Raw genomic sequence first — 17,361 nt, 5'->3', positions numbered from 1 at the left:
CTCTTGTATTGTTAGCTTAATAATCTGGTGATACTTTCAGACGTGCGGGCAACGTTCTCCTTGCCTTGAGCCAGTAAGGTCTCAATGTCCGCCGCTCCGGGCACGATACCAAAAATCGCATCAAACCCTTCATCATAAAGCGTTTCAACATCTTTACCTATATAACCGGCCAGGGCGATTACCTTCATTTCGCGATTCACACTTTTAGCGGCCTGGGCAACGCCATAAGGCGCTTTGCCGAATTTCGTCTGGAAATCAATGCCGCCTTCTCCGGTGATACAGTAATCTGCATTTTTAAGCTTTTCCTTGAGCTGCGTATATTCAATAATGATTTCAATTCCCTTTTTCATTGTAGCGTTGGTGAAAGCAAGCAATCCGCCGCCCAGTCCCCCCGCAGCGCCCGCACCAGGAACATCGACCATATCGATGCCAAGCTGCTCTTTCACAACGCTGCTGTATTGCCTCAAATTACTATCCAGTACCTTGATCATCTCGGGAGTAGCGCCTTTTTGCGGGCCAAAAACAGCGGATGCGCCGTGTTCCCCGCAGAGCGGATTGGTTACGTCTGAAGCGACCAGGATCTTCACATCTTGTAATTGCGGCATAACATTTCGAGCATCGATCCGCTCCAGTTCACCCAGGAACCCGCCGCCCAGCGGCAATTCATTCCCGTGTTTATCCAGAAATTGATACCCCAGTGCTCTGGCCATTCCAGCACCCCCGTCGTTCGTAGCGCTTCCGCCAATGCCCAGAATGATGTCGGTAATGCCTCTTTCGATACAATCCCTGATTAACTCTCCTGTTCCAAGGGTTGTCGTAATCAAAGGGTTCTTGGTTTCCTTGGTCACATGATGAATTCCGCTGGCGGACGCCATTTCAATCACACCTGTCTTGCCATCCCCCAGAATCCCATACCGGGCAAGAACCGGTGTACCCAGCGGTCCGGTGACCTCTTTTTCAATCATTGCGCCACCTGTGGCATCTATTAACGATTGTACCGTTCCTTCGCCGCCATCAGCCATGGGTACATGAATGCACTCCGCATCGGGAATGGCTCTTTTGATGCCGGTCTCCATGGCTTCGCATACTTCCTTGGCGGTCATGCTTTCTTTAAATGAATCGGGTGCCAACAAAAACACTTTTCCCATAGTTATGATTCTCCATTTCTTTTATAAGATAAATCCATACATAATGATTGCTACTACCGTCATTGTAATACCGATCATACTTTCGAACAGGGCAACCCTCATTCTATCCTTCATGCTCATGCCCATGGCATTACGCGATACATGGAAGTAAGTTCCATGCGGCAGGTGGTCGATTACCGTGGCACCGGTATGGGTCATCACTGCAGCCGACAGAGGTGCAACCCCTGTACTAATGATGGCATTGGAGAAGGAACCCGTTGCCAGAATAACACCTGTTGAAGTGGAGGCTGTGGCTGCCGCCATTAGCACACCTGCAATGGGTGCAAGGAATACACCGGAAATCCCCGAGGCGTTAACAAGAGCAACAACTTCTGCAGGAAGGGTTGAAGCTGTAATTAATCCCCCGATCGCTCCAGCACCGATAATGATCAGAATCGTCGGTGTCATTCGATTTAAGCCTGCCGTACAGTAATCTACAATTTTATCCTTCTTGCCAAGCGCCAAGGAACCCACGATACCTGCAAAAGGAAGGATAAACAAGGAGTCGATCTTCAGTGAAGCAAGGAAATCAACGCCCAGCATCGAACCGATAGGGCTGATCATCAGGAGCACAACAGCGATAATCGGAGTTACCAGTGCTTTCGATAAAGGCGGGAAATTCGCAGAGCTGGCCTTTTTCAATTCCGCAGCTTCAGCGTCGGTAACTTTGGTGCCTTTATATTTGATTAAGGAGGCTATAATTACAGCTACCGTTAATCCGAATAGAGCAGGAACCAGTCCACCGATCATCACCTGGTTCACATCGAGCTTGAATCCGCCCGCTGCGGCAATGGTATTTGGATTCGGTGAAATAATATTACCTGCTTTTCCGCCGCCGGATAAAGCAACCAGCAGGGCAACCTTGGAGTAGCCCATTTTATTACCGACAGACAGTGCGATGGGTGCGACAATCAATACAGCAACAGGAATAAAGACGCCTACCGCTGTGATAATCATAGTAGCTAATGCAAGGGAGAACATAGCCTTGGTTCCGCCAAGCTTATCGACAATAACCTTCGCGATCGTTTCCGCCGCTCCCGATTCCATCATTACCCCGGCAAAAACACCCGCAGCGATAATCCGGATCACTGTCCCCTGAACACTCTGTGTACCGGTAATCAGGATTTTAATTATTTCTGCGAAGTTGGCCCCCCCAATAAAACCACCCACAATAGCTCCCAAAATCAGTGCATAGGTTGGTGCCAATTTTAACAAAATTAATACGATTGCCAATGCCAGACCAGCTAACGCGCCAATCCAGCTAATATCCATTACTGCGTCCATTCTTGTAAATCCTCCTCGTGATGTATGATTATCAACATAATTCCCTTGTTCAATTATTCACATAGTAGGTTGTGTGAATGAATTAAATTACTACCTGAATACGGTTTCATTATATTTGCATTATGAAGCTTAAACAATTGATATTCCGATGAATCTTATTGTGCATATGCACTAAAGCATACAGGAGCCCTCAGTTTTAGAATCATCTGGATACGGTTTGACACTCACCCATGATCGGCGAGTAAACTTTCCAGCCCTTTCGCTGCCAAGTTGGGCGTAACATAAAAAAACAGGCTGGAGCGACAATGTCTCCAACCCGTTTTTCATTTGATGCTCGCCATACGATTAATCGATTTTTACTTTGTGGCTTTCGTTTGCGGGAATTTTAACATACAGAACTTTCGCTGCCGCATCGAAGTAATAGCCGCTTTCTTGTTGGTTCAGTTCGTCAAGGCTGCTTGCTTTGCCGTATTTGTTATCAGCCGCCTGCACTTTGTTCGGCTCTTTGGCATCATGCAGCTTCAGCGTGTAGGACTGGATGTCAGACGCGTAATTTTGCGTCTTTTTGTCCTGCTCGAATTCGATGTGATTTCCTTTTTGCTCTACACGGAAGTCGGTAACGTTAAATTCGCCTCTCGTGTAATCCTCTGTATTTGCATCGTCTTCATAGAAGCTGTAGGAAGCCTGGCCTGAAAGGTAGGTGTCAAGAATCAGATTTGTCAGCTTTTTCTCGCCTGTATACTGCTGAACTTCGCGGCGAGGAATGATCGAGTCCTGCTTCACATAGATCGGAAGCGTGCCGAGATCGGCTTGTTTTGTGATGGTTTGGCCACCCTCAAATTCTTCACCGGTCCAGTAGTCGACCCATTTCACGCCAGCCGGCAAATACACGCTGCGGGACGTTGCTCCTTGATTCACTATAGGCGCGATCATTAGCGAATCGCCGAACATGTACTGATCATCGTTGTTATAGGTATTCGGATCATGCTGGAAATGGTAGACGAGCGGCTGCTGTACAGGCTGCCCGCTTTCCTGAGCATGTTTGAACTGATTATACAGGTATGGCAGAAGTTCATAGCGCAGGGAAATATATTTCCGGCTGATGTCCTCCACTTCCTTGCCGAACGCCCACGGTTCCTGCTCCTTGTCCCAACTGTAATGGTCACGTGAGAACGGAACGAAAGCGCCGACTTCGATCCAGCGGGCAAACAGTTCCGGCGAAGGTATGTCCTGCGAAGTCGGTTTCGCAAAGCCGCCGATATCGTTGCCGACAAACGCTGCGCCGGACAATCCGAGATTCGAATTCATCGGGATTGTCATGCGGAGATGATCCCAGTTGCTTGTATTATCGCCGGTCCAGATGGCCGCGTAACGCTGGGTTCCCGCATAGGCGGCGCGAGTCAGCACGAACGGACGAATGTTCGGCTTGTTCACTTTGAATCCTTCGTACGCCGCTTCGTTTTCCAGATGGCCAAAGATATTATGAATCTCTTTGTTCTGTTTTTTGCTGCCGTCATCCGCCTCATAGACGGTATCGAGCGGCATGGACCAGCCCGGACCGCCAAAGACGGCCGGTTCGTTCATGTCGTTCCAAATGCCGGCTACCCCTTTGTCAAACAGCGCTTTGTGCTTTTTTGCCCACCAATCGCGGACATCCGTTTTCAGGAAGTTAGGGAAAACAGAGTCGCCCGGCCAAACATAACCGACATAGGGGCTGCCGTCGGCATTTTTAACCCAGAAGTTGTTCTTGGTTCCTTCCTGATAAGTATCAAAACCTTCATCTACTTTAACGCCCGGATCGTTGATCGTGACATATTTGAAATTCAGGTTGTCCATATCCGCCTTCAGCTTGTCTGGATCGGGATACTTCGGCCCCCAGGTAAATACGCGATAGTCATTCATATAATCGATATCCGCGTACATCGCATCGGCGGGAATTTGCTTTTCGCGGAATGTTTTGGCCACTCTGACCATATCATCCTGCCAATACCCCCATTTGCTCTGCTGAAAACCGAGAGACCATTCCGGCGGCAGATTGATCTTGCCGGTCAAATCGGTATACCGGTCCACGACGTCTTTGATTTCCGGACCGTTAATAAAATAATAGGTCAGTTTTCCGCCATCGGCGTAATAATAATAGTAATCGTCGCTTTCCTTAGCCATGTTGAAATGGGAACGGTACGTATTATCGAAGAAAAGGCCGTACGCCTTCTCGCCCTTCAAACCGATAAAAAACGGAATGGTGGCATACACATATTTCGTGCTTTTCGTATAGGAGTAGGCATCCGTATTCCACATACCGATATCGTAGCCGCGTTTGTTCAAACCGCCGGTCTGCTCGCCGAAACCGTAAAAGTTTTCGGTTTTGTCCGTTTTCTTGAACACGTATGGCTTTCCGTCTTCATAACCGGACCCTTTAATGTCGTCTTCATTAATTACGTTCCCGTTTTTATCCAGATATTTGATTCCAAACGGGCTTTTCTTGATGTCTACCGTTAAGCTGTCGGTAGTAATGACGATTCTCTTGTCGTCTTCCTTCACTTTGAATTTAGGAGCAGGCCAATCCTTTTTCGCGATCCCCGGAGAAACAAACTCTTCCTCGCCTTTGTTTAAGATCGATACCTTGGCCATATCGGAAGTGAGCAGACGGATATAAGCTTCCTCTCCGCCCAAATCAAGCTTGACGCCATTGTCCAGTTTCTCGACGCTTTGCACCGCCATCGGCTGCTGCAGTTTGTTTTTATTGAGCGGCGTATCGGGAGCAGGCTGCTGGACTTCCGCATAGGCTGTTTGGGGAGAATAAAGCTGTGAAACGGCATTGCCTGAGAGAAGGACTGCACCTGCTAAAATTAATGGCACCCATTTCTTTTTCGGCTTCATTTGGTTTCTCTCCTTCAAAATGAGGATTATTATTTGCCGCCGTCCACATCGTCTTGAGTTTGAATCTTCACTTTCTGTTTCTCATTTACCGGAATTTTGACATACAGCACATGTTCATTCGCATCGAAGTAGTAAGCTCTTTCTTGCCCATTCAATTCTTCCACGCTGCCTGCTTTGGCATACTTGTTGTTAGCAGCTTGTACTTTCTTCGGTTCTACAGCGTCATGAAGCTTCAGCGTGTAGGACTGAATGTCGGATGCATAGTTCTGAACTTTCTTGTCCTGTTCGAATTCGACATGGTTCCCTTTGTTTTCCACATGGAAGTCGGTTACGTTGAACTCGCCTCTCGTGTAATCCTCTGTAGTCGCATCATCCTGGTAGTAGCTGTAGGAAGCATTGCCGTTAAGATAAGTGTCGAGAATCAGATTCGTCAGCTTTTTCTCGCCGGCATACTGCTGGACTTCGCGGCGCGGGATGATCGAGTTTTGCTTCACGTAGAGCGGAAGCGTGCCGAGATCGGCTTGTTTGGTAATCGTTTGGCCGCCCTCAAACTCTTCGCCGGTCCAGTAGTCGATCCATTTTACGCCGGTTGGCAAATACACGCTGCGGGACGTTGCGCCCTTTTCCACAACCGGTGCAATCATCAGTGAATCGCCGAACATGAATTGGTCTTCATTGTTATAGGTGTTCGGATCATCCTGGAACTGGAATACGAGCGGCTGCTGAATCAGATTCCCGGTTTCGTGTGCTTGTTTGAACGCGTTTTGCAGGTAAGGCATCAATTCATAGCGCATGGAAATGTACTGACGGCTGATATCCTCAACTTCCTTGCCGAACTGCCACGGTTCTTGTCTATTGATGTTTTGCTTAACCGACGGGCTGTCACCGTCATTATTGTAGTGGTCCCGAGAGAACGGAAGGAAGGCGCCAAGCTCAAGCCAGCGTGCAAACAATTCCGGCGTACAGATTTCGCCCAATTGTTTATTTTTGGTGAATCCGCCGATGTCATTGCCGACAAACGGATGACCGGCCAATCCGACATTCGCATTCATAGGAATCGACATTCTGAGATGTTCCCAGGTGCTGTGGTTATCACCGGTCCAGGTTGCGGCGTAACGCTGCGTTCCCGTATATCCGGCACGCGTCAATACAAACGGACGGACGTTCGGTTTGAGTTTTTTGAATGCGTTGTAAGACGCTTCTTCCTCCAAATGCGCGTAAATGTTATGGACCTCTTCATGAGCATGTTTGACTCCGTTATCATCCTCATGCACAGCATCCAGCGGCAGCGTCCAGTGGTCTTTGGCTATAAAACTGACCGGTTCGTTCACGTCGTTCCAAATACCGTCTATGCCTGTGTCAAAGAACGGCTTGTACTGCATCGACCACCAATCGCGAGTTTCCTTTTTCAGGAAATTCGGATAAACGGAAGAAGGCGGGGCCGACGGATTCCATGGCCAAAGCTTGCCAAGGAAGGCGGTGCCGTCGGGATTTTTAACCCAGAGATCCTTCGCGGTCCCTTCATCATAAACACTGTAGCCCGGCAAGGCCCTAATCGCCGGATCGAAAATATTCACTTGATGGAAACCCTGCTCTTCCATACGTTTGCCCAGCCCTGCAGGATCGGGAACTTTTTTCCCCCACGTAAAGGCTTTATAGTCGTCCATATATTCGATGTCAAAAAACAATCCATCCGCCGGAATTTTCTTTTCGCGATACCCTGCGGCTACTTCTTCCATGTCGTTTTGGGAATACGCCCAGCTTGATTGATGGAAGCCCAAAGACCATTCAGGCGGCAGGGGAATTTTGCCGGTCAAATCGGTATAACGGTCTACGACATCTTTAATCTGCGGTCCATTGAAGAAGTAATAGGTCAGCTTGCCGCCGTCGGCGTAGAAGTAATAGTAATCATCGCTTTCTTTGGCAAAATTGTAATAAGTGCGGTACGTATTATCGAATAAAATGCCGTACGCCTTTTTGTCTTTCAACCCGATAAAGAACGGAACGGATTGGTAAATGTATTTGGACTCATACGGGAACGGGTCCTGATGCCAGATGCCTTCTTCCTTGCCGCGTTTGTTCAAACCGTCGGTTTTTTCGCCCAGCCCGTAGAAATTCTCGTTGTTATCGGTCTTTTTGAACACGTAAGGCTTCCCGTTTTCGTAACCGATCCCTTGCTCCCCATCCTCGTTAATGACGTTTCCGTCTTTATCCATATATTTGATTCCAAACGGGCTTTTCTTGATGTCCACGGTCAAGCTGTCGGTTGTAATGACGATTCTCTTGTCGTCTTCCTTCACTTTGAATTTAGGAGCGGACCAGTCCGTTTTGGCGATCCCCACAGAGGTATATTCTTTGTCGCCTTTGTTCAAGAGCGACACTTTGGCCATATCGGATGTAAGCATCCGTATGTAAGCCTCCTGCGCGCCTAAATTAAGCTTTACGCCATTGTCCAACTGCTCGAAGCTTTGCACCGTCATAGACTGCTGCAGATGGCTTTTATCAAGCGGCCTGTCATCGGTCGGTCTAAATGCTTCTACCGGGAATACCATATCGTCCGCAAATACAGGTTGAGCGAGATAGAGCTGTGAAACGGCATTACCTGAAAGTAGAACAGCAGTTGCCAATAGCGCGGTTACCGCTTTTTTCGTTCTTTTTCGTTTCATTAGGTTTCTCTCCTTGTCAATGAATTCGTCATGCTTTGCCCTTTCTTCTGCTCTCCCCCTCTCTGCTCAAGCCAATTTATGTATTTCGATTTCATGTTCCATGTTAGGTTAACGAGCTGATTTCGAGCAATAGCGACAAGGACTCAAATCGTCAGCACCGGGTACAGGAGCGGGGGGACGTATCTAAATTGATATAGCCCTCTGAATGGACTCGCCAATTATCCGGGGGAAAGGCCAAAATATGAACAAGAATCAAGGATTTAAATGTTCATAAGCGCAAGTGAGGCGGCATCAATATAAATATAGGTCTTGGATAAGGAAACCCAACTCCATGCTTGATATGGTGTTATTTAACAAATAAAAAAGGCTTAAGAATTTGGTAAATTCTCAGCCAGTTCCTACCTATTTTTCCGAATATTTGTTCCAAGATTTTTGGAATTCCTGCAGAAGCTCCTCCCTGTTCATTTGTTTATTGATATAAGCTTGCATGGCAGGTCCAAACTCATCGCTTACTCCGGCAGGATATTTGAACCAGTTCCAGGATAATATTTTTCCTTCTTTTACGTATTTGATAATATCAGCGGCAAGGGGGTCCGGATTTTTGATCTCTATATTGGAAAAAGCGGGAACAAACTTAAACTGCTCGGTCATAAATCTTTTACCTTGTTCTGAAGAAACCATCCAGTTTAAGAATTTTTTAGCCTCCGCTTTCTTCACATCGGTTGTTTTTTTGTTAATGACCCAGTTGTTGGGAATGCCAATCGCCAAAGCATCATTTTTCACCGCATCGTCGCTAATCGGCATCGGGAAAAACCCTATGTTCATGTTCGGTGAGATTTTATCCAGCATCGGCTGTATCCAGTTTCCTTGTTGGATCATCGCCGTTTTACCCGTTGCAAAGCCGGTGACTGCCGTACTGTAATCTATAGTCAGCGGATTCTTGTTGCCATATTGTACGGTTAGATCAAGCAGTTGCAGCATCCCTGTAAATTGTTCGTTTCCTTTAAACTTTTGTGTTCCGTCCGTCAATCCCTTAATAAAAGCATCAGGATTGTCTTGATGCGCAAATGCGAGGTTTAACATGAATACACCAAGAATCCATTTTTCCGCGTATCCGATTGAAAAAGGGGTGATGTTCATGGCCCTAAGCTTTTCCGACACTTCCTTTAATTCGCTGAGTGTTCTCGGTGTTTCCTTAATACCCGCTTTCGCAAACAAATCTTTATTATAAATAAAACCATAGCCCTCCACATTCATCGGCATACCGTAGATTTTACCGTCCATTTCGATCGGTTCCAACGCGTAATTATACGCATTTCCGACCCAAGGCTGATCAGACAAATCCTCCAGGTAATCTTTCCACAGTCTGGCTTCCTCATATCCGCCGTTCGTATAAATATCCGGACCTTTCCCGGCAGCAAATTGGGTCATCAGCATCGCACGGTCATCAGCACCCCCGCCGACTGTCCGAATGTGAATATCCACTTCCGGATTTTCCTTCTCGTATTCTTTGACCAGCCGCTCAAACTGGGAGGCAATCTCCACCTTGGGATTGAATACGCTTAAAACGACTCTTTTACCGGCCGCTTTTTGGGGATGGATTGCCCCTTCGTCATTCTTTTCCCCACACGCCATAAGCGATGCGAACATTACCCCCGTCAACATTATTTTCATCGCTTTTCCCACACATATCGCCTCCCTTCCTTTTGTTTTGGTTTCCGTAAAGGCTGCGGTACCTGGCCGGTGTCATGCCCACTTCTTTCTTGAATAATTTTGAAAAATACTTTTCATTTTGATACCCGAGGTTCACTGCAATCGAGTAAATTCTTTCTTCCGTTTGACTAAGCCATCGTCTGGCTTGTTCTATTCTTAATTGAATTAAATAATTGGACAGATTTACCCCCTGCTCTTGTTTAAACCGGCGGCAAATATGCTCCCGGCTCAAAAAGAAACGATTAGCCAATTTATCCAAAGAAAGCTCCTCCGTATAGTGCTCCTCCAAATAGTTAACGATGTCATTCATTCGCCCGGCGTCATCCAAATCGCTTAAACGATGAATGGTTCTGAAATTCTGCGACTCCATCGCTTTTTTTGCCGATTGATAAGCATTCTGCAGCTCTATTAAGGATGTCAATGAGTCGCCGCTAACCAGCCGTACCGGAATATCAAAGCGGTTTGAAATCCATTGCTCTATAGAGAGCTTGCTGCCGCGAGAGCTGATGACAAGACCTATGTTATCGTCGTTTTGCAGAACAAACGCATTGCCCCACTCCTGAGCCATCATCTCCTCAGCGAGCCGATTGACGTAAGTCCCGGCGTTATGAGTATGGTAAAAATACAGCAAGGTAAGATCGTAGGCGTCCGCTTTCGGAAGATACCTCGCCAGGTCCTCCCCATTCAAAGGCTCTCCTTCACAGGCTGCCGTAATTAACCGGTTACTGTGCAGCCTTTTGGCCTCTTGGGCAATGACGGAGTCGCCTCTCCGTTCGGCCTCCTCGCTGTTCCAGGCCATTATAGCCCCCTCCAAGGCTGTATTTAATGCATCTGCTTCCACAGGCTTCAATAAATAATCATAGCTGGAGCATTGTATGGCTTTGCGCATATAGGAATAGTCATCATACCCCGAGACAATAATCACTTTTCCCGGATAAGCTTGCTGGTTTAGCCACTCCAAAAGCTGGATACCGGTGACTTTGGGCATTTTGATATCGGCAAATATGATTTCGGGCCGCTCTCTTTCAATAATGGTTTGGGCCTCTTCCCCGTTGTCGGCTTCCCATATTTCCGTCACGCCCAGTTGATCCCATTGTCCCAAATACCGGATCACATCGCGCACATTGAATTCATCATCCACAATAAGAGCTTTCATGATTATCGTCCTCCTTGGATTGGGTTGGAATAGTAATAAGGACGGTAAATCCTCCGCCGGGATTCGAATCCACCTCCAGGCCTCCGCGGGAACCGTAGTTCAAGATTAAGCGATCATGTATATTTTTCAGACCGATCCGGTTATTGGGCGATGCTGCGTCGTGGCCCACTGCGTTCAATTTCCTTCTCAATTCGTTCAACTCTTCGAGGGACAAACCGGGGCCATCATTTTCCACAACCAGTTTCACGTCACCTTCTTCAAGCCATCCCCGAATGCCGAGATGCGAACCGTAATGCCCTTCTTCAAAACAATGCTTGAAGAAGTTCTCAACGAGCGGCTGTAAGATCATGACCGGGACCGGCATATCCATTATGGAATCTTCGATTGAGATGGAGTGGCGCAATTCCACCCGAAACCGTTCTTTTTGCAGATCCAAATAAGCTTTTACATAATCCACTTCACTGCGAATTGAGGCCCAATTGTCCATTCGGATCGTATACCGCATCATTTTCGATAAGGAAGTCACCAAATGATAAATTTGCGGAGTTTGGGAACGAAGGGCAACCGCACCGATGGATTGTAAAGCATTATGCAGAAAATGCGGGTTGATTTGGGATTGAATTGCACGGTATTGGTTCGTTTTGTTCTCGAGTTCCAGCCGATACTCTCTATCAATGTACAGGTTGATTCTTTCCATCATATCCTTGATGTGCCTCTCCAAATGACCGATTTCGTCACGGCCGGTATCATCGAACCAAATATTCGTATGCCCTCCTTCTATCTTTCGGACTTTTCTGCTTAACAACTTAATAGGACGAGTGATCTTATTGGAAATAAAATGGATCATAATAAGCCCCAAAATCACGACACCCACACCAAAAAAGGCGCTGATATACGCCGTTTGCCTCACATCACGGTATAAGTTGCCGCTCGAAGTCACCTTGATCAAATGCCAATCCCCGAACTGGCCCGGAAGCGGCTTCGACATCGTAATATCGCCCGATCTTCCGCTCTTTAAAGACAATCCGGAACCTTTTTTCCAAGTCTCCCCTATCAGCGTTTGATTGGTTGAATAGACGACGACCCCATGCTCATCTGTAAGGATAACCAGTTCACCTTCCTTCAGAAAGCGGTTGGAAATGGTGGCAAGCCGGCTGAGATCGATATCCATGGTGACAACACCTAAAAATTCATTGGAGAGAATATTTTTGATTTTATGATGAATCGTCATCACCAGCGTCCGGTCCGACATGGGCATAACGGCAGAACCATTATAATTCCGGATCAAATGCGGCGGTTGAATCAAAAAATTAGAACCGGATTTAATCAACTGCCGAATGGGAGGACTTTCCGATAAATCAGGCTGCTTCTTACGGGCACTCACCTTGGCATCGTATACGGTAAAAGAATCTCCGTCTTTGACCATAAAAAACCGAACTTGATGAATTTCTCTCCGCATCAGATAAAAGGCTTGAAACCATTTGTCGACTTCAAGCTGATTCGAGTAAATTTCTTTATCGAAGCCCCTCTCGAATATCCTGAATAAACCGGGATTAAGGTATAGAATATACGGTAAATTGACCATATCCTGAAAATATTGTCCGAGCTCTTCACTTCCCTTTTGAAGCTGGACCTCGCTGATCCGGTATTCGTGCTGCTCTACCTTTTCTTTAGTATGAAAATAGATCACCAGTACCGAAATGAAATAGGGGACGATAATAAACACGAGAAGCATGACCAATAAGCGGTTACGGATGCTGCTTTTCATGACATGGATGTTCCTTTCTGTGGTTTCCGTCTCGGTCTATTATAAAGCAAGAGATACAATGCAATAGGTAGATATAATTGGAAAAATACTGAATTTCGCCTTGAAAGTATTTTTCAAAATAAAAAAACCGCATCAACTTCTCATACTCTGCTTGAGCCTTAGCAATTGAATGCACCGATTCCTCTGCCACTTGTTCCTCTGCTAACTGTTCATGTTTTTGCCATTGTCTGTTCATCTCCTTAGATTTTTCTGCATGCAAAAAAAGGCTCACTCCAATTTCAACAAGTGGAATAAGCCTTCTAACTATCGATCACCCAATCGGTGTGCCATCAGGCAGTTTAAAATCAGGTTTTAATAGAACTACATCCCCCTTTTCTGGTATTCCTCCAAGAACCAATACCTCTGAATTAAACCCGGCTATACGACGCGGAGGAAAATTGACTCCCCCTATTACTTGTTGCCCTAAATTTTAAAAGTTTCAAGCCACTCAACTATAACTTCTATCTTTTGAAACAGTTTGGGTTAAAGAAGGTGTCCAAAAATAACCCGCCATTCCTAATAAGGTTATCAATCCACCTATGAATTGAAAGATCGAGATGGTTTCTCCCAAGAATAGATAGGCAAGAATTATTGCCAAACCAGGCTCTCCAATAATACCTACAGAAACAGTAGTTGCGCCTATAGATTTTAACAACAGATTAAAAATATACTGCCCAAAAATAGTTGGGATTACTGCAAGTAAAAAGAAATATGTCCAATCCGAAGAGTCATATTCGATCAATGTGATATTATTTAGCAAATTGTAGACTAGCATGACGCTCCCACCTAGAAAAAAAACAATAACACTGTATAAATTTGCGTCTATTTTGTGACTTACTTTTTGTCCTGCCAGCATATATGCTGAAACCAAGATGGTTCCTAATAAGGATAATCCATCTCCTATTAACGCCTCCCGCGAAACCCCGATGTCTCCCCAAGCTATGATTAGTGAACCTAAAAGAGCAGCAATCAAACAAAGAATTGTTAAAATGTTGGTTCGTTCTCTAAATATAAAATATGAACCAATCATTACAAATAAAGGTTGTAATGATAAGATCACCATGGAGCTCGCAACTGAGGTATATACTAAAGATTCCATCCAACATAAGAAGTATAACCCGAGAAATAGGCCGGCTAAAAAAACGGTACTCCAATCTTTTTTGTTCATCTCTAATGATCGGAGAGTTTTCCAAGGTACAAAAGGAAGCATAATGATTACTGATATATACAATCTGTACATCCCAGCCACAGAGGTTGGAGTATCTGAGGATTTTATCATGATGGATGAGATAGAAACAGACAGTATGCTGATTAAAAGCAAAATATACGGATGAAACGGTAACGACGATTGATTTATTTTCACATGTACGCCTCCAAGATGTCTTATCCAATCGTCTGTGCACAGGATTGTAATGATAAGCCGAAGATTTGATATAATAATATCACCACTTTTATTTTATTTGTGTAACTATATCTTTAATTTATATAGAAATATCGTCATAAGAAAGGACTTCGCTAAAATGGAAAAACAATTGCACGAGACCATTTTATATCCCGATGTTTCATTTCCATACATCATGTACACCCATACTATTCATGGAAGTATTCCTGAAGGTAGAGGATTTAACGATTTACATTGGCATGAAGAACTACAAATCACTTTGGTTACTAAAGGAAAACTAGTTATACAAGTTAATGGGATTGATCATGAATTAGAAACAGGTCAGGCAATTTTAATTAATAAGGGCGTCCTTCATGTTACTACGAACCTGACACATAACGGTCAATATGTAAGTTTTAATTTTCCTGAGAAGCTGCTGGCCTTCTACGCAGATAGTGCCATGGAAAAAAATTATGTACTGCCTTATACAAACTCTTCCTTAGTGTCACTAGTAATCAAGGGAGATGTTGAATGGGAAAGTCAAGTACTGGAAACGCTTTGGGATATGAAAAAGAAATTTGATATGAAAAAAAACTGGGGGTGGGAATATGAGGTTTCTATCAAAACTGTACAATTATGGTTTACCTTAATTTCTAACATTTCACTCTCTTCTGAGGAAGCACCTAAATACTTAAAGCTGCAACAAGAAAGACTTCAATTAATGCTCAGCTTCATCCATCAGAACTACTCAAATAATATAACGCTGCAAGAGATTGCTGATATAGCGCATCTAAGTGTTTCCGAATGCACTCGGAGTTTTAAGAGGACAATTCATATGACACCTTACGACTACTTAATTAAGTACCGTATCAAGAAAAGCAGCGAGTTATTAATCTCAACAGATTATACAATAACCGAAATAGCCCACAGAGTGGGTTTCAATCATGTAAATCACTTTATTCAGTCTTTTAAAAAATATCATGAAAGAACACCTAAAGATTTCCGGAAATTTAGAAATGAAATCAATGATTAAGGAGATAACCTCTGTAACGGCAAGTTTTTGGGCCATCCTTTAAGGGATGGCCACGGACCTAAGAACTGCTATATTATCGCCGACCTCGGAAAGTACGACGCAAATCATCAACCCATTCGCCCGGAATCTCCCAAGGTATGAAGTGTCCTCCCTGTTCATGGGCTGCAATGTTCACATGGTTATACCAGGAGGCACGGTCGCTTTCGAGAAAATTTTGCACGCGATTTTCCGTCGTGATCCCCGGCGGATTCTCGTAGCCCACGAAGGTTATACCCGTCGGCGCCTCAATAACGGGCAGGCGATTATGGGCGGGTGTCCATGGATAACGATTATTATTGGCATAGACGCGTATGGAGGTTTCGATAGCGTTGTTTACCCAATAGATTGTTGCGTGGGTAAGTATGTCGTCCTTTGAAAAGACATTCTCGATGTTGCCCTTATTATCACTCCACCTCACCCATCGTTCCAATATCCAGGCTAGCATACCAACCGGTGAGTCGCTCAGCCCGTACACCAACGTGCCGGGATCAAGAACATGTACAGCAAGATGCGACGCAAATCGCCGATCAAACTCCAAAATTTGCAATCGAATGCTTTCAGAAATATTTTCAGGAATGGGACGACCTCCAGAAAAATCCCAAGCGCGATCCCCGTTAAAAAAGCTAAGTTTTAGAGCGGATCCGATATGAATCGCGTAGAGCTCGTCACAATATTTGTGTCCGAGCTGACCGGTCACGAGAGCGCCTACGTCGCATCCCGCTGCTGCGTATTTGGTATAGCCCAGGATATCGGTCATTAGCGTATGCCAGAGATCAGCAATTTTCCAAAAGTTCATGTCAGGGTTGTTTGGCAGTGGGGTAGAAAATCCGAATCCAGGAAGTGAGGGCACGATGACGTCGAATGCTTCAGCCGGATCACCACCGAATGAGCCAGGGTCCGCTAGTGGATCAATGACCTTTGACCAATGCCAGAATGTCCAAGGCCAACCATGGGACAAGATTAATGGCATGGGATCGGGTCCGACGCCTGGTTTACGCATAAGGTGTAGCGGAACTCCGTCAATATTTACTTTATAGTGTTCATAGACATTGATCGCTTTCTCGGTTTTGCGCCAATCAAACTCGTTTACCCAGTAGTCGACGAGTTCTTCAAGATAGTTCCGGTTAACACCGTAAAACCAGTCAGCATTTCCGGCATCAAGAGGCCATCTAGTGGACTGTAGACGATTGCGAAGATCAATAAGTACCTCATCCGGTACAAAGATCGGACTGGGCTGAAGCTTGAAAGAAGCTGTTGTCATAGCACATTCCCCTTCCTGTAGATTACGAATCGTTTCCAAGTTCGGCCAGACGCCTTAATGCGGGTATTGCAGATGCAATTGCCAGTTTGTCTTCGGGAGTGAGCCCTTCAATAAACTTCGAAAGCTGTTCAATACGCTCCGAACGACGGGAATCAATAACATTCGCCCCTCTCTCGGTAATATGCACTTGAACGACTCTACCATCATTCGGATCTGGCCGACGCTCGACAAGCCCGTCTCGTTCGAGTCGGGTGACCAACTGCGTGATTCCCGACTGTGTAACTTGCTCATTCGCTGTCAATTCAGTTAGTCGCATGGGGCTTTTACGAGATAATGTGTGCAGGACGGAAAGCGTCGTGAAGCTTAGTTTTTCAATTGAGGGCATCCGAATGATAATTCTCGTTAAATCTTCGAATACCATAGCGAAGTCGGTAACGTTCAACTTGTTTTGATCTTTATTATTTCCCATGGAAAAAACTATATCATAAATTTATATAAATTACTAATATAAATTTCGAGTCTTTATTTCAGTCAAAATCATCTGCTCGCCAGCTGGGCGTTCTCCAGATGATGGTCAAGCAGGTTCATGTTAAAGACCCGCGTCTCCCTCAAGGCATCGAGTTGGAGATCGTCGCAAAATTACAAGCACATTTTTCGCTGGCCGCTTCCGCAAAAGCCCTCCCGCTAAGTACACCATCGTCATCTGACATTCAAAAAGAAAGCGTCTCTGAGCTGACGTTTCAGGGACAAGTGACCTCCCCCAAACCCATACCGCTCAACGCTTTAATAGGCCCTTTACGTTCCACTTCCAAAAAGCTTGCCGCTATTTATGATACGCTTCTACGCGCTGTCTGTAACGGCAAGTTTTAAGGTCATCCTTTGCAGGATGGCCTTCCGTAATCCAGCTATGGTCGGTGCCCCATTATTTCACTTTCTAGTACTATAACCTTTTCA

At 45.4% G+C, this 17,361-nt stretch carries 13 protein-coding genes and 1 pseudogene; 2 read left to right on the top strand and 12 right to left on the bottom strand.

Features of this window, described 5'->3' with window-relative positions:
- Window positions 1-11: 11 nt before the first annotated feature.
- From EH198_RS20330 to EH198_RS20285, 10 genes and pseudogenes are all read right to left on the bottom strand, one after another.
- Window positions 12-1,148: a glycerate kinase family protein gene (locus tag EH198_RS20330; RefSeq protein ID WP_124697361.1), complete on the bottom strand. Its 1,137-nt coding sequence runs from the start codon at window positions 1,146-1,148 to the stop codon at window positions 12-14.
- Window positions 1,149-1,169: 21 nt separating this feature from the next.
- Window positions 1,170-2,471, bottom strand: coding sequence for a GntP family permease (locus EH198_RS20325; RefSeq protein ID WP_124697360.1), 1,302 nt, complete (start codon window positions 2,469-2,471; stop codon window positions 1,170-1,172).
- Window positions 2,472-2,816: 345 nt separating this feature from the next.
- On the bottom strand, window positions 2,817-5,351 hold the full coding sequence (locus tag EH198_RS20320; protein ID WP_124697359.1) for a glycoside hydrolase family 31 protein: 2,535 nt from the start codon (window positions 5,349-5,351) through the stop codon (window positions 2,817-2,819).
- Between the two features lie 29 nt (window positions 5,352-5,380).
- The gene (locus tag EH198_RS20315) at window positions 5,381-8,017 is read right to left on the bottom strand and encodes a glycoside hydrolase family 31 protein (RefSeq protein ID WP_124697358.1); all 2,637 of its coding nucleotides are present in this window, start codon (window positions 8,015-8,017) and stop codon (window positions 5,381-5,383) included.
- Between the two features lie 402 nt (window positions 8,018-8,419).
- Window positions 8,420-9,691: an ABC transporter substrate-binding protein gene (locus EH198_RS20310; RefSeq protein ID WP_124697428.1), complete on the bottom strand. Its 1,272-nt coding sequence runs from the start codon at window positions 9,689-9,691 to the stop codon at window positions 8,420-8,422.
- Window positions 9,630-10,886 carry a response regulator transcription factor gene (locus EH198_RS20305; RefSeq protein ID WP_124697357.1) on the bottom strand — a complete coding sequence of 419 codons (1,257 nt, stop codon included), beginning with the start codon at window positions 10,884-10,886 and terminating at the stop codon, window positions 9,630-9,632. Before EH198_RS20305 ends, EH198_RS20310 begins: the two co-directional genes overlap by 62 nt.
- Complete coding sequence (locus EH198_RS20300) at window positions 10,864-12,621, bottom strand: cache domain-containing sensor histidine kinase (RefSeq protein WP_246014479.1); 1,758 nt, start codon at window positions 12,619-12,621, stop codon at window positions 10,864-10,866. Before EH198_RS20300 ends, EH198_RS20305 begins: the two co-directional genes overlap by 23 nt.
- Window positions 12,622-12,634: 13 nt before the next feature.
- Window positions 12,635-12,889, bottom strand: a complete 255-nt coding sequence (locus EH198_RS20295; protein ID WP_148091522.1) for a hypothetical protein — start codon at window positions 12,887-12,889, stop codon at window positions 12,635-12,637.
- Between the two features lie 75 nt (window positions 12,890-12,964).
- Window positions 12,965-13,120, bottom strand: a pseudogene (locus EH198_RS25215) (tRNA-binding protein); the annotation flags it as partial.
- A gap of 21 nt (window positions 13,121-13,141) precedes the next feature.
- The gene (locus EH198_RS20285) at window positions 13,142-14,056 is read right to left on the bottom strand and encodes a DMT family transporter (protein ID WP_124697354.1); all 915 of its coding nucleotides are present in this window, start codon (window positions 14,054-14,056) and stop codon (window positions 13,142-13,144) included.
- 157 nt (window positions 14,057-14,213) lie between these two features.
- Here EH198_RS20285 and EH198_RS20280 point away from each other — a divergent pair, with 157 nt between their 5' ends.
- Window positions 14,214-15,107 carry an AraC family transcriptional regulator gene (locus EH198_RS20280; RefSeq protein WP_124697353.1) on the top strand — a complete coding sequence of 298 codons (894 nt, stop codon included), beginning with the start codon at window positions 14,214-14,216 and terminating at the stop codon, window positions 15,105-15,107.
- Between the two features lie 73 nt (window positions 15,108-15,180).
- Here EH198_RS20280 and EH198_RS20275 read toward each other — a convergent pair whose 3' ends face one another.
- Both EH198_RS20275 and EH198_RS20270 read right to left on the bottom strand, forming a co-directional pair.
- Complete coding sequence (locus EH198_RS20275) at window positions 15,181-16,407, bottom strand: epoxide hydrolase family protein (RefSeq protein ID WP_124697352.1); 1,227 nt, start codon at window positions 16,405-16,407, stop codon at window positions 15,181-15,183.
- Between the two features lie 22 nt (window positions 16,408-16,429).
- The gene (locus EH198_RS20270) at window positions 16,430-16,828 is read right to left on the bottom strand and encodes a MarR family winged helix-turn-helix transcriptional regulator (protein ID WP_185702994.1); all 399 of its coding nucleotides are present in this window, start codon (window positions 16,826-16,828) and stop codon (window positions 16,430-16,432) included.
- Window positions 16,829-16,974: 146 nt separating this feature from the next.
- On the opposite strand from EH198_RS20270, the gene EH198_RS20265 reads away from it, so the two are divergent.
- Window positions 16,975-17,277 carry a hypothetical protein gene (locus EH198_RS20265; protein ID WP_124697350.1) on the top strand — a complete coding sequence of 101 codons (303 nt, stop codon included), beginning with the start codon at window positions 16,975-16,977 and terminating at the stop codon, window positions 17,275-17,277.
- Window positions 17,278-17,361: the final 84 nt, after the last annotated feature.

This window comes from Paenibacillus rhizophilus (genome assembly GCF_003854965.1).
In the GTDB taxonomy this organism is placed as follows: Bacteria; Bacillota; Bacilli; order Paenibacillales; family Paenibacillaceae; genus Paenibacillus_AQ; species Paenibacillus_AQ rhizophilus.
This window is presented reverse-complemented; position numbering and strand designations above follow the sequence as displayed.

Coding starts and splice junctions, on each gene's coding strand:
- EH198_RS20330 (WP_124697361.1), bottom strand. CDS start 1,148: ATGGGAAAAGTGTTTTTGTTGGCACCCGATTCATTTAAAGAAAGCATG.
- EH198_RS20325 (WP_124697360.1), bottom strand. CDS start 2,471: ATGGACGCAGTAATGGATATTAGCTGGATTGGCGCGTTAGCTGGTCTG.
- EH198_RS20320 (WP_124697359.1), bottom strand. CDS start 5,351: ATGAAGCCGAAAAAGAAATGGGTGCCATTAATTTTAGCAGGTGCAGTC.
- EH198_RS20315 (WP_124697358.1), bottom strand. CDS start 8,017: ATGAAACGAAAAAGAACGAAAAAAGCGGTAACCGCGCTATTGGCAACT.
- EH198_RS20310 (WP_124697428.1), bottom strand. CDS start 9,691: ATGAAAATAATGTTGACGGGGGTAATGTTCGCATCGCTTATGGCGTGT.
- EH198_RS20305 (WP_124697357.1), bottom strand. CDS start 10,886: ATGAAAGCTCTTATTGTGGATGATGAATTCAATGTGCGCGATGTGATC.
- EH198_RS20300 (WP_246014479.1), bottom strand. CDS start 12,621: ATGCTTCTCGTGTTTATTATCGTCCCCTATTTCATTTCGGTACTGGTG.
- EH198_RS20295 (WP_148091522.1), bottom strand. CDS start 12,889: ATGAACAGACAATGGCAAAAACATGAACAGTTAGCAGAGGAACAAGTG.
- EH198_RS20280 (WP_124697353.1), top strand. CDS start 14,214: ATGGAAAAACAATTGCACGAGACCATTTTATATCCCGATGTTTCATTT.
- EH198_RS20275 (WP_124697352.1), bottom strand. CDS start 16,407: ATGACAACAGCTTCTTTCAAGCTTCAGCCCAGTCCGATCTTTGTACCG.
- EH198_RS20270 (WP_185702994.1), bottom strand. CDS start 16,828: ATGGTATTCGAAGATTTAACGAGAATTATCATTCGGATGCCCTCAATT.
- EH198_RS20265 (WP_124697350.1), top strand. CDS start 16,975: ATGATGGTCAAGCAGGTTCATGTTAAAGACCCGCGTCTCCCTCAAGGC.